The 12906-nt window shown below is 72.0% G+C and carries 10 protein-coding genes; 6 read left to right on the forward strand and 4 right to left on the reverse strand.

Annotated elements, in window-relative coordinates:
- The first annotated feature begins 38 nt into the window (after window positions 1–38).
- Window positions 39–740, forward strand: a complete 702-nt coding sequence (gene thiE, locus QSK18_RS28695; RefSeq protein ID WP_232812282.1) for a thiamine phosphate synthase — start codon at window positions 39–41, stop codon at window positions 738–740.
- On the opposite strand, the gene QSK18_RS28700 is transcribed toward thiE, so the two are convergent.
- From QSK18_RS28700 to QSK18_RS28715, 4 genes are all read right to left on the reverse strand, one after another.
- Complete coding sequence (locus QSK18_RS28700; RefSeq protein ID WP_232812281.1) at window positions 714–1307, reverse strand: hypothetical protein; 594 nt, start codon at window positions 1305–1307, stop codon at window positions 714–716. The two genes, thiE and QSK18_RS28700, sit on opposite strands and share 27 nt — an antisense overlap.
- A 66-nt stretch (window positions 1308–1373) precedes the next feature.
- On the reverse strand, window positions 1374–4868 hold the full coding sequence (locus tag QSK18_RS28705; RefSeq protein WP_285625513.1) for a CHAT domain-containing protein: 3495 nt from the start codon (window positions 4866–4868) through the stop codon (window positions 1374–1376).
- Window positions 4861–5769: a hypothetical protein gene (locus QSK18_RS28710; RefSeq protein ID WP_232812279.1), complete on the reverse strand. Its 909-nt coding sequence runs from the start codon at window positions 5767–5769 to the stop codon at window positions 4861–4863. The genes QSK18_RS28705 and QSK18_RS28710 overlap by 8 nt, the downstream gene beginning before the upstream one ends.
- Before the next feature lies 1 nt (window position 5770).
- Window positions 5771–5941, reverse strand: a complete 171-nt coding sequence (locus QSK18_RS28715; protein WP_232812278.1) for a hypothetical protein — start codon at window positions 5939–5941, stop codon at window positions 5771–5773.
- 144 nt (window positions 5942–6085) lie between these two features.
- Between QSK18_RS28715 and QSK18_RS28720 the strand changes: the two genes are divergently transcribed.
- From QSK18_RS28720 to QSK18_RS28740, 5 genes are read left to right on the forward strand one after another with little or no spacing between them, the layout of a single operon-like run.
- The gene (locus QSK18_RS28720) at window positions 6086–7327 is read left to right on the forward strand and encodes a hypothetical protein (protein ID WP_285625517.1); all 1242 of its coding nucleotides are present in this window, start codon (window positions 6086–6088) and stop codon (window positions 7325–7327) included.
- 2 nt (window positions 7328–7329) lie between these two features.
- Complete coding sequence (locus QSK18_RS28725) at window positions 7330–9225, forward strand: AAA family ATPase (RefSeq protein WP_232812276.1); 1896 nt, start codon at window positions 7330–7332, stop codon at window positions 9223–9225.
- Complete coding sequence (locus tag QSK18_RS28730) at window positions 9222–9863, forward strand: 4Fe-4S single cluster domain-containing protein (protein ID WP_232812275.1); 642 nt, start codon at window positions 9222–9224, stop codon at window positions 9861–9863. Before QSK18_RS28725 ends, QSK18_RS28730 begins: the two co-directional genes overlap by 4 nt.
- Entirely contained in the window at window positions 9851–10393 is a 543-nt protein-coding gene (locus QSK18_RS28735; protein WP_285625522.1) for an FHA domain-containing protein, read from the forward strand. Before QSK18_RS28730 ends, QSK18_RS28735 begins: the two co-directional genes overlap by 13 nt.
- Window positions 10394–12901, forward strand: coding sequence for a protein kinase domain-containing protein (locus tag QSK18_RS28740; protein WP_285625525.1), 2508 nt, complete (start codon window positions 10394–10396; stop codon window positions 12899–12901).
- Window positions 12902–12906: the final 5 nt, after the last annotated feature.

The following is a 12906-nucleotide window of genomic DNA, read 5'->3' on the forward strand; positions in this document are numbered from 1 at the left end:
TTGCCCTCCCCGTTCTGACCCCTGGCACACTCGCCCCCGTGCCGACCTCCGAGACCCTCCAGCCCACGCCCGACGCCCGCACCGCGCTGAGCACAGCCCGCCTCTACCTGTGCACGGGCGCTCGCCGCCGCGAGGGGGACCTTGAACAGTTCCTCGACGCAGTCCTGGCCGCGGGGGTCGACATCGTGCAGCTGCGGGAGAAGCAGCTGGAAGCAGCCGAGGAACTGGAGCTGCTGGAAGTCTTCGCCGACGCCGCCCGCCGCCACGGACGTCTGCTGGCTGTCAATGACCGGGCCGACATCGCCGCGGTGTCCGGCTCGGACGTGCTGCACCTGGGCCAGCGCGACCTACAGCCCGCAGCCGCGCGCCGCCTGATCGGCCCGGGCACCGGGATCGGCCGCTCCACCCACTCACCCGAGCAGTTCGACGCGGCCGTGGCCGACCCGGAGGTCGACTACGCCTGCGTGGGGCCGACCTGGGCCACGCCCACCAAACCCGGTCGAGCCGCCACCGGCCTGGAGCTCGTGCGGTACGCCGCAGCAAAGGCCGGTGAGAAGCCGTGGTTCGCTATCGGGGGTGTTGATCTGACCACCGTGGACGAGGTGGTTGCCGCGGGGGCGCGGCGCATCGTGGTGGTGAGAGCCATTACTGAAGCAGAGGATCCGGCCGCAGCTACGGTCGAACTGTTGCGGCGCCTGCCTGGTTCGCTGGGGTCAGGACATGGGCCGGTTCGTCTCTGAGCGCTTGGACACCGAGAACCTTTCACTGCCGTAGGTTTCGATGAGCTGCTGGGCGAATTCGGGCTTGTACTTGGTGAGAGTCATCCGGACGGTGTTGGTGTGGCCTGACGGGCCCCAGGAGGAGAAGTTGACGCCCTTCTGCCTCCACGACTCACTGTCCTCGTTGAGCTGCGCGGTCAGCGCCAGCAGATCCTTGTAGCTGTTGGGCACGCTTCTGGTGAAGACCGGAACCGTCTTCTCCATCTCGGTCACGGCGGCGGAAACGACCGGGCTCGGGGTGCCCACCACGTCCACGCGCAGCCCCGCGGGCACGATGGCCAGGCCGCCGAAGGTCGGGTCCGCCTCCAGGTTCTTCACGTAGGGATCGGCCGCCTCGGCCGCCCGCGCGCCGGCTTTCTGGTTGCGGGAGTAGTTCGGTCCGCCCGAGGGCGCCGGTTCGCTGACCTGGATCGGGAGGTGGGAGCGCTCCGGTTCGGGGGCGGCGGCGGCCGGTGCGGCCTCACTGCCGCAGGCCCCGAGGGCCAGGGTGCCGCTGACGGCTACGACGATCATCCACGGTGCACGCATCGAGGGCCTCCTCCTGAACGGTGGTCGGGGAGTTGGACGCAGCGCGGGCCGAGGAGGTTCCAAGGCCTAGGCTCCCTGGTGGACCAGCCCTGCCCAGTGCACCGGGTCGGCCGGGTCGATCCCGGCCAGCACCTCCCGCAGATCGGCCGGCATCTCGGGCGGGACGCTCCGGTCCGGGTTGAGCATCCAGCTCTGCGCCCGGTGCAGCGCCTGCACCGGGGTCAGTCCTCGGTGCAGGCCCCGATGCAGCATGAACATCATGACGGCGGCGCTGGCGTCGCGCAGTCGCCACAGGGAGCCGATCACCGAGGACGCCCCGCCGACCATGAAGGCGCTGGAAAGGGTGAGGGCCTCGTCGAACGCGGACCGGGTCAGGTGGGTGGTGCAGCCGGCCAGGCAGACGCACAGGCCCCGTTCGCGAGCCGGGGCGCCGGCGGCGGCCTGCATGATGACCTCGGCGCGCAGTCGCTGCGGGCCGAGGTCGAGGCACGAGGCTCCGGGGTGTTCGGGATCGACGGTGGCGTGCCCGGCGTAGTGCAACACGTCGCAGCTCCCACTGGCCAGCAGCCCTCGCAGCCGGGGCTGGGTGGCGGCTCCGTCGGTGAGATGAGGCGGCTTGCCCCAGATCTGGGCATCGGGGTAGAACGCCGAGCGGATCGCCCGGGTCTCCAGCTGGGCGTAGGGCAGGTCTCCGCCCGGATCGCCCACCAGCACAACGCTTCCGCCGGTCTGAGGGCGGGGGCGGGTGGCGGCGGTGACAAGCAGTGCGGCCGAGGCGATCTGCGAGAACGAGGCCAGCCGGAGCGCGCGCCGGCCACCCGGGTCGGCCGGGTGGGGGGAGGCCGCGTGCCAGGGGACGACGCACAGGGCGTCGGCGGGAACGAGGACGACGCGGGCGGGCCGGCTGGGGTGAACCCCCTGCAGACGGGCCGACAGCGGCGCGATCGTGGTGTCCCAGGCCGAACGGCAGACGTCGTTGAGGGCTTCGCGCCAGGCGCTGCGGTCGTGCGGGTCGAGGCTGTCGAGGGCCTGATGGTGGGTCTGGAGGTAGCGTTCGACGATGCTGCCGCTGCCCACCTCGAGGCCGGGCAGCGGAACCCAGTCGGTGGTACCGCCGGCGCTCACGACGAGAGCGCCGGGTGGGACGTCCTGCTGCTGGCCGGCGTCCCGGTCGCGGGGGACCAGGTAGATGAGCAGGTCCTGGTTCAGTGTCCGCAGGGCGCGGGCGATCTCGTCGGGGGTAGGCACCGGCAGGACGTCGGTGATCCCGTTGGCGGCCAGGGCGTCGATCACCCGGTGACGAACATCGTCCGGAACCGCACCGCCGTCGGCGGGACCAATCGTCCATTGTTCTGCGAGCTCTTGAAAACCCAGCGCCCGCAGGCGTTCGTCGATGGCGGGTCCGGCCTGCACGGCCAGCAGGGTGAGTCCGCGACCCGATTCCAGGGCCCGCACGGCGGTGTCGGTGGCTCCGTCGCGCAGACACCAGGCGGCCACCTCGTGGGCGTCGCCGGCCCCCGCGCGGGCGGTGGTGATCGCATCACGGGTGCCGCTCTGACGTAAGACCCGCAGCGCATGCCGGTTCAGCGCCTCCAGGCCCAGAGTGCGCGCCACGCGGCGGTCGTCGCTGTCTCGAACGTGATCGGCCGAGTGTTGCGTCATCTTCCGCAGCAGCGCCCCCGGACTGCCGACGCCGCCCCGGGCCCAGTCGCGCATCATGGCCAGCTCGGACTCGCTGACGACCGGCGCGTCCAGCAGGGCATCGCTCATCTGCCGCCAGCGCACGGCATCGCGTACCCGTAGCAGCCGGGCTCTCTCCATGGCCAGGAACGCGTCGAACGCGTTGTCCGGGGCGCGGCCGGAATCCTGCGCCGAGCGCTCCATCTCGGCGAGCGTCTCGTCGAGGGCGTCGGTCTGGGCCTGGTCGATGTCTTTCGGGGCGGTGGAGTTGACGTCCCAGTCGAGGGTGCGGACCGTCGCGCCGCGAAGCGCGGTGACCAGTTCCGGCGGCATGACGTCGGCGTAGGGCGCGAGCTGCTGCTGGAACCGGCTGAGCCGTTCGCCCGGAGCGTCCTCGTTCTCGAGCAGCAGGTGGAAGGTGCCGGCCAGGGCACCCAGCAGCCCGCCCCGGTCGGCCAGTTCGGTCCCGTCCAGTTGCCCCACGATCTGCCGGGACTCGGCGACCAGCCGGTCGGAGGTGGGCCGGTCGCGGGTCTGGCCGGCCTGCAGCAGCAGCCCGATCGCGATCAGGGCGAGCAGTTCGCGGTGCTGGGGTGCGTCGGTGGGAACGCGCTCGAGGACCTTGCGCAGGTTGCGGACGGCCGTGGAGGCCGGGTGGTTCTGCGGGTCGAGGGTGCTCATCTGCAGATCGGACAGGGCCAGGTTGGCCTGCATGATCGTGCGGGCGAAGTCGCCGTGCCCCTGCTGGTCCAGGGCGGCGAGGGTGTGCGCGCGGGCGGCCCGCACGTCGCGCAGGTCCCGGTGGTGCCGGAAGCGGGTGTCCAGGGCCATGGTCAGCGCCCCGGTGAGGGCGGTGCCGGTGTCCCCCTCGAATCGGGCCTCGGCGTGCAGTTTCTGGAGCTCGACCAGCGAATCGCGGTTCTCGAGGGCCTCGACGGGAGTGCCGGGGGCAGTACGGCGCTGGTCGTAGGTGAGCCGGAGGGCCTCGACCTGCGGGCGGTGCTCGTCGCCCGGCGGGAGCCCGGCCGAGGCCACCTGCAGCAGGGCCGGTACCTCGGGCAGCCGCCGCACCAGGGCGGAGCCGTCGGGGGAGGTCAGGATCGCCCCGGCGAGGGCTGCGCTGGTCAGGGCGGCCCAGCGGGGGTCGGGCACTCCGGAGGCCAGCAGTGAGTCGGCCACTTCGGCCAGGGCCTCGAGCCAGGCCGGGCGCCCCTGCTGTTCGTAGAGGAACCCGTAACTCTGCATGAGCAGGAGCCCGGTGGCCGCGAGCTGGGCCGGGTCGTCGTCGCCCGCGATCAGGGCGTGCGGGCGCGGGCGTCGTTGCAGATGGTGGGCGAGGGCGGCTAGGTCGTCCGGATTGTGGCCGACGAGCAGGAGGCGCTCAGCCAGGTTGGTGGCCGCCCGAAGGGCCGCGTACTCCTGCAGTTCGGCGGTTGGTGCGGTCTCTTCGACCCGGGACCAGGCGTGGGCGGCAGCGGCCAGAGCTCCGGGCAGGTCTCCTCCGGCGGCGCGGGCCTCTCGGGTGTTCTCGGCGCTCAGTTCGGCCAAGAGGAACAGGGCCTGATCCCGCAGCTCGGACCCTTCCGGCTCGATGCGCAGCACCTGGTGAAGGGCATGGGCGGCCCGCTCCAGGTCTGTCTCGGGAGAGTCGAGCCGGAAAGCGGCCAGGAGGAGCCAGGATTCGGGGTCGTCCAGGTGGAGACCGTCGATCCCGTGCAGCAGCACCGTCTCCAGAGCGTCGACGGCCTCCTGGCGGGCCAGTGGCAGTTCGGCCAGCAGGAGACCGATCTGCCGGCCGGCGTCCAGGCGGTCCAGGGCGTCGGCCGAAGGGTCGTCGAGCACGGAGCGCAGTCGGTCCAGGAGGGTGTGCGGCTCATCCATCCGTGGGCCACTGCAGTTCACGCTCGGCCACCGGCCCGAGCCGGGTGAGGTAGAAGTCCAGTTCCGCGCCGAGGGCGACCTCGTCGGCGCTGGAGGCCGGGGGCACCCAGCCGATCGCCAGGTAGAGCTTCGAGCGGCAGGTCAGGACGGTGGCCTCGATGACCGTGCAGTACTCGACCAGCGCCCAGCGGATCCCCGTCCACAACGCCACGACCAGCACGGCACCGACCACGAGGCCGGCCAGGACGGCGACCGGGCCCAGCAGCGGGGTCCAGAGCAGGCTCAGCAGCACCCAGAGCAGGTTCTGCACGCGGGCGGTGACGATGTCGGAACTGCGGTCCAGTCGGGTCAGGCGCTCGGCCGGCATGACACTTTCCAGCAGCGTCCAGCAGGTGGCGACGTCGAACCCGTGACGCCGCCGGATGCGCTGGCCCAGGGCCGCGAAGGTGTTGCCGGCCCGGGTGGGCAGCAGGTCGTCGCCGGTGGGGAACCACAGGAGCTGCGCGGTGGCCGGCCCGTCACCGGCCGCCGCCGCCGTGGCCAGCGCTTTCCGCCGCTCGAACTGCCGTTTCGTGAGCAGGGAGGACAGCCGCCGCCCGGGCCCGGGGCCGACGATCAGATAAAGGACGCTGGGGGTCAGGGCCGAGACCAGCGAACCGGAGGCGAGCACGACCAGCAGACCCAGCACGAGCACGGCTGTGAGCCGCAGACCGGCGGTGTCACCCACGGCGCACCACAGTTGCGAACTGCCCTCGGGACAGGCGCCCGGCGCGGTGGGGGCCGGGATCTGGCCGGCCAGGGCGAGCACCCCCAGGCACCAGAAGGCCAGGGCCCCGGCGACGGCCCCGGCGGCCCAGGGCCTGCCTCGCGAGGAAAGGATGCTTCCGACAAGCGCATCCATGTCAGGGCGCTTCGGGTTCCAGGACGACGTCCGGATGCCGGGGGCAGGTGCCGTCGCCCTCGAACGGGGCGTCGGCGGTGCCGGGCACCCGGTGCCCGCACTCGGTGCAGGCCCACGAGGTGAGCCCCCGGCCCGACAACGGCCGGGGAGGGATGCCGCGTTCGTCGCTCATCTGTCCGTTTCCCGCCCGACCTGGCGTGACCTGGTGTGATATCACGATTCCGAAAAGTCAAGAGAATGCCCCGATCGGAGTATAGGGTGAAGCCGACCTGAAACGACTGGGTTGTGAGATCCAGGAGGGGAGTCGCTTCCGGCCATGAGCTCATCCGTGACCATCGACTGGGCCGCCGTCCGTGAGCAGCAGCGTCGCGAGGTCCTGCAGCTGCGTTCACGTCTGGCCGGGCTCGCCCGCCGGCGCGACCAGATCGAGGCCCGTCGCGCCGCCGCCGACGCGGCCTGGAGCGGCCTGGGCCTGAAGGTGCCCGCCGTGCACGTGCTCAGTGACAGCGCCTCCGTCGAGCAGTTGCAGATCGCCGTCGCCACCGCCGCCCGGGAACTCGACCAGACCGAAGAGGCGCTACGGGCCCGGATCACCCAGTTGTCCACCGCCGCCCGGTCGGCCGGCCCGGCCACCCGGGTCGCGGGCGCCGGGGCTCCGGTCCGGACTCCCGACAGCACGGTCACCCTCGATCCGGAGGCGATCGGCCGGTACCGCGGCCCCTCGAACCAGCCCACCGTTGCCGATCTCGGCGCGGAGGCCGACCGCATCATCAGCGAGTGCGCGGTCCGGTGCCCCGAGGGCGACCTGAGTGAGCTGCACCGCCTGCGGGAGGGTCTGAGCGCCGACCCGGGCCGGGCGGCCGCCGGGGTCGACCGCATCTGGGCCACCGCCGGTGAACTGGCCCGCCGCACCGCCGCGGCCGAGGCGCAGGCCGTGGAACGCGAAGAACTGATGATGCTTCTCGGCGGGGTGCCCGACACCGAGACGCCCCGGCTGCGGGAGCGCATCACCACCGCCCCGGGGCCCGACCTGCCCGGCGTCAGGGCCGAGATCGTGGCCGCCAACGAGCAGGCCACCCGGGAACGTTCACGCGACGCGGCCGTCGGTGCGCTCGCCGCGTCGCTGTCGGAGCTCGGGTACGACGTCGGAGAAGGGTTCGAGACCTACCTGGACAAGGCCGCTCCGGTGGTCCTGCCGTCCATCCACTCGGCCGAGCACGGGGTGCGGGTCAAGGTCACCGAGGAACACCTCTACGTCTCGGTGGTGCGCAGGGCCGGCACGGCCCGGACCGGCTCGCACGAGGACGACCAGGCCGTGCAGGAGGCAACCTGCCGGGACCTGGACAACGCCATCGAACGGGCCGCCGAACACGGTGCGGACCTGAGCGTCGCGGCCCTGCGCGCCCCGGGTGAGCGGGCCCCGGTCATGCAGGCCAACGCCTGGCCGTCCTCCGACCAGGACGCTCGCCGCCGCCGAGCGGCCGCCGCGGCGCAGCAGAACGCCGCCCGGGCGGCCCAGGCGAACCGGGCCGCCCAGAGCCGGCGCCAGAACGGATGAGCGTGACCACCGAGTCCCCGGCCTGGCTGCGCGAGGTCGACTTCGCCCTGTCGCTGCACCCGCACATGGTGCTGACCGGCAACGTGCGCGACCAGTACCCGGTGCCGGTGCCAGGGCTGGTGCCCGAGGGCAGCGGCACCCGGTACGTGGTGATTGGCAGCGCCCTCTGGCAGGTCTGCCAGGCCCGGGGTTTCGCCGCGCTCGCGGTGCTCGACCCGGTCACCTACCGGCTGGACCTGCGGAACGAGGGCGCCGTGCCCGACGTGCTCACGTCCCACGCCAAGGAGTGCTTCTCGATCGAGGACGTGAACGGCGTCCCTCGCCTCGACGTGCGCAAGTTCGGCGCCCTGCTGCGCTCCCTCACCGAGCACCGCGGGCCGGCCATCGCCCTGCTGATCCCGTACGCGGCCCGGATGTTTCCCGCCGCCGGGCTCGCCGATGCGGGCATGCTCGAGATGCTCGGGCAGATCGACGCGCTGGCCCATCAGGCGAAACCGACGGCGCCGCAGACCGTCCCGGGGGCCGGGCAGCCCCGGATCACGCCCTACAACGTGGTGTTCTGGCTGTGCGACCGCCAGGAAGACCTGCACCAGGCTTTTCCCCTGAGCAATCGGGCGGTGCGGCAGATCCGGGTCCCTACCCCCACCTACGAAAACCGTTACGCAGCGGCGCTGGCGATGCTCACTCCCGGGGATCCGGAGCCGGGGAAGGCCGCCCGGGCGGCCGGTGAACTGGCCGAGGTCACCCACGGGATGAACATCGGTGAGGTCCTGGCCTGCGGCCGGGTGGCCCGCGACCGGCAGCTCCCGCCCGAGCGCTTCGCCGAGGCGGCCCGCCTGATGCGGGTCGGGATCACCGAGGACCCGTGGTCGGCGCAGTCGCTGCGCAAGAAGCTGGAAGAGGCCGAGGAGTACCTGAACGCCCGGGTCCTGGGGCAGGAGCGGGCGGTCGCCAAGACCCTCGACGTGCTCTACCGCTCGGCCGTGGGCCTGAACGGGGCGCACGTGTCCAGCTCGCCCAACCGGCCGCGCGGGGTGCTGTTCCTGTCCGGGCCCACCGGCGTGGGCAAGACCGAACTGGCCAAGGGCATAGCCAATCTCGTGCTCGGCAGCAGCGCCGAGCCGTTGCGGTTCGACATGAGCGAGTTCCGGGCCGACGAGGCCCACCAGCGGCTGATCGGTGCCCCGCCCGGCTACGTCGGCTACGACGCGGGCGGCGAACTGACCAACGCTGTGCGCTCCAACCCCGTCTGCGTGCTCCTGTTCGACGAGGTCGAGAAGGCCCACCCGCGCATCTTCGACCTCTTCCTGCAGATCCTGGAGGACGGCCGCCTCACCGACAGCCGCGGCGCCACGGTGTACTTCACCGAGTGCTTCCTGATCTTCACCTCCAACCTCGGTGTCCGGCCCGGCGGCGCCGAGACCGAACCGGGCCCGGCCGGCCCGCCGAAGACCGTGCGTGACCTGGTGCACTCGGGGATGGACCCGCGCCAGGTCGAGGAACTGCTGCGCGGCGCCTACGAGAAGTTCTTCAACGAGGACATCGGCCGCCCGGAGCTGCGCAACCGGCTCGGCGAGAACTACGTGGCCCTGAGCTACATCGACGAGGCAACCGTCCGCAAGATTGTCGACAAGGGGCTGGCCGCGGTGACGGCGAGGCTGAAGGCCGTGCACGGCACCACGCTCGTGGTCGGGCCGGACGTGCGCGAGAGCCTGATCGAGGCCTCCCTGTCCAAGAAGGACGACGGCGGCCGCGGGGTGAACAACGTGCTCGAGGCCGCGCTGGTGAACCCGCTGGCCCGGCACCTGTTCGCGAGGTCCCCGGTCGAGGGGCAGCAGCTGGAGCTGGCCGACCTGCTCTTCGACGACGAGAAGGGCTGGGTGCTGACGGTCCGATGACGTCGTTACGGGTCAGCCGGGCGCACTTCCCGGTGACCGCTCTGGGCCCCGGCCGGCGCCTGGCGGTCTGGGTGCAGGGCTGCGACCTGGCCTGCCCGGGCTGCATGTCCCGCGACACCTGGCCCGCCGACGGCGGTCAGGAGGTGCCGGTGGCCCAGGTTGTGCAGTTGTGGCAGCAGGTCGGCGCCGAAGGCCTGACGATCAGCGGCGGGGAACCCGGTCAGCAGGCCGCGGCGGTGCGGGAACTCATTGAGGGTGTGCGGGCGGTGCCTTTCGGCGGCGCCGAGCCCGACGTGCTGCTCTACACCGGATACACCGAGCCCGAGTTGGCCGAGCTGGCACCCGGACTGGCCGAGGCCGCCGATGCCGTGGTGTTCGGCCGGTTCGAGATCGCCCGTCCCACCGACCTTCTCTGGCGCGGCTCGGCGGGGCAGGTGCTCAAACCCATGACGGCGCTGGGGAACCAGCGCTACGGCCGGTTCGTCGAGGCCAGAACCGCCGAGCCGCCCGTGCAGTTCGCGGTGGAGGACGACCGGATCTGGACGATCGGGGTGCCCCGGGCCGGGCAGCTGACCGCTGTGGAGAAGCAGTTGCGCCAGCGGGGTATCGAGGTGGCAGGAGTGTCGTGGAGGCCGTGACCTGGCACTGCCCGGCCTGCGGGGCAACCTCTTCCTACGAGACCACCTGCATGATCGATTTCGTGCAGTACGTCCCGGTGCGACCACCCGAGCCCGAAGCGGTACTGTCCACGCCCACCGTGGCGCAACCGACGTCCACTGTTTCTGATCCACAACTCGCGGCCGGCAACGAGATCGAAGACGTCCGCCCGTCACCGGAGCGGTTGGCTCTGCGCACCCCCTGGCGCCGGGTGGTCAACCTGCCCGACGAGGGGGATCTGCTGATGGGCCGCTCGCACCCACCGCTGAAGGAGATTCCCGAGGCTCTGGCGAGCCACCAGATCTCGCGGCGGCACCTGAGGCTCTTCCGCGATCGCAGCGGGGTGCTCATGGTGGAGGACTTCAAGTCGACCAACGGCACCTTCGTCGACGGTGTCGCGGTGCGGGAACAGCCGGTTCCGTTGCGGGCCGGGCAGATCCTGCGGTTCGGGCTCGACGTCGAGTGCCCGGTGGTCCGGATCAACGAGTTCGGCGAACCAGAGGACGACTGAGTGAGCACCAGCGACGAAGAGCCGAAAACCGTTCGTCAGAGGCCGGAGGACCTCCCGCAGGTGCGCCACGGTGGTGAGGAACCCACCGTCGTCCAGACGCCGGCCGGCGGTCCCGCGGATCACGAAGACCCCACGGTGATACAGCTTCCGGCCGATCAGACTCCCGTCATCGACCTGCGTGCGCACGAGGCCCCGACCCTGGTTCAGCCGGTTCCGGGTGCTGCCCGGTCCGGTGCCGGGAGTTCCGGGCTTCCGGCGGCCCTGGCGGTGCGGTTCGAACTGCGGCCGGGCCCGAACGGTTCGCCCGCCCTCGGTGCGGGGGGAGAAGCCGACGTCTGGCTGGCTCAGGACAGCGAGAACGACTGCCTGGTGGCCCTGAAGGTCTACCGGGGTCAGGCCGAGGACTTCGACGAGCGGGTGCGTCGTGATCTGGAAGCTCGGCGGAACGAGTTGGGTGACGAGGTGTTCCGGCGCCACGTACCCCGCCTGTACGGCTGGGGTACGGTGCCTCACGGCGGCCGCGACGTCGCCTGGGAAGCGATGGAGTACCTGCCCGACGGCTCTCTGGCCGATCTGATCCGCTCGGCCCGGCCGGGAGTCCTGCCCGCCGGCCAGGCCGAGCAGGTCGTCGCCGCTCTGGTCGAGACCCTGGACTTCTGGGAGCGGGAGAAACTCGGCCGTCAGATCGACCTCTCGCCCGGCAACGTCCTGCTCCGGCGCGGTGAGCAGGTCGAACTGGTGCTGGGCGACTTCGGCGGGGTGAAGGGCACCGGGCTCAGCCAGGCCTTCGGGATCCTGCAGGTGAAGCTGGCCTACATGGCGCCCGAGGCGCTCAGCAGCGCCAGCCACGCCAAGAGCCCGTTCTGGAGCCTGGGCATGATCGTCCACGAGATGGTCACCGGGGCCACGGTGCTGGCCGGGCAGGACGAGAACGTGCACCGGCTGCTGCTGGCCACCGACGACATCGACGTCTCCGGCATCACCGACCAGCGCTGGCGCACCCTCGTCGAAGGTCTGCTCACCCGCGGCCTGAGCGACCGCTGGGGGGCGGTCGAGGTGCGGAAATGGCTGGCGCGCGAGCAGGTCCCGGTGCGGCGTTCCACCCGCGACCGCTCCCGGATGGAACAGCTCAGCTTCAACGGGAACTCGTTCGACGACCCGCGGCTGCTGGTCGCCGAGCTCGTCACCCACCCCGACCAGGCCATCAGCTGGCTGCGCCGCGGCGGGTCGGGCCGGCTCGACGGCTGGCTGCGCCGCACCTTCCCCGACCAGCCGTTCGACACCGCGCGGCTGGCCGGCCTGGGGCGCGACGAGGTCTCCGCGCACCTGGTGCTGGCCCACCTCGGCGCCGCCTTCCTGCGCGACGTGCAGCCGCTGTACCGGGGGCAGGCGATCGACACCGCAGGTCTGCTCAGGCTCGCCCGTGACCCGTCCCGGCACGCCCTGCTGCACGAGATCGTCGACAGCGGGGTCCTGGGCATCGCCGCCCGGCACAACTGCGAACATCCCGGCTGCACCGGCCGTTGCCGGCGGCTCGACCAGCTCGCCGAGGACATCCCCCAGGCCGTGCGCTTCTTCGAACGCCGGCTGGACGAGGTGACCACCACGCTGAGGCTGGACCCGCTGGTCGCCGCGGCGTTCGGCGGCTGGGTGGACACCACGGTCAACGCGTCGGCGGCCATCGCCCGCATCACCGAGATGCTGATCGACCCGGCCACGACTGCCGCGCTGCGGCAACGCGCCCAGTCCACGCGGCTACCGCGCCAACCTTGGTGGACCGAACTGGAGCGCACCGCCAAGAACCCGCGCGGTAACCGGGCCGAGCGCACGGCCGCGGTGGCGATCATCGAGCACCTGATGGACCTGGCCCGGCGCTACCGCCTGGCCGACGACCAGCGCCGGCAGGTGAGCCGCCGCCAGAACGCGGCCCGGGCCGGCCGCTGGACCCTCTCGCAGTTCACCGGCACCCCCACCGGTGGCCGGGTGTTCAGCGCGCCCCGGCCGGTGATGTTCCTGCTGTGGATCGCCCTGCTCGCCAGCACCTACGAACCGGCCTATTTGCTGGTGGCCAAGCGCAACGCCCTGCCTCGCGACCAGGCCTTCATGGCCGCGGCCGAGGAGGTGATGGCCGAGACCCACCTGTACACGCAGGGCATCCCGGACTGGATGACGCCGGTCCTGCGCGGGGTCTTCCCCGGCCCGGCCTGGAAGGCGCTCATCGCCTACCCCGTCGTCGTGGCGGTCTGCATCGTGGTCATCCGCCGCTCCACCCGCGGCTCGGGCGCCCGCTCCTGGATGGTCCTGCCGGCTGCCACCCTCGGTGCCCTGACCGCGATCGGCCTGATCATGCACCTCCTGGCCACCGACTTCCGGGGCTTCTGGGTGGCCATGGCCACCCTGGACGGCGAGGCCATCGGGATCATGCTGGTGGTCTGGATCGCCGTCCGCGTGGCCGCCGGCCCGCGCCGGGCCCCGGTGCGGCCGCCGACCCAGGGATGGGGCACCTAGCCGGC

Origin of the sequence: Kineosporia sp. NBRC 101677, from assembly GCF_030269265.1 — a bacterium.
GTDB classification, from domain to species: Bacteria; Actinomycetota; Actinomycetes; order Actinomycetales; family Kineosporiaceae; genus Kineosporia; species Kineosporia rhizophila.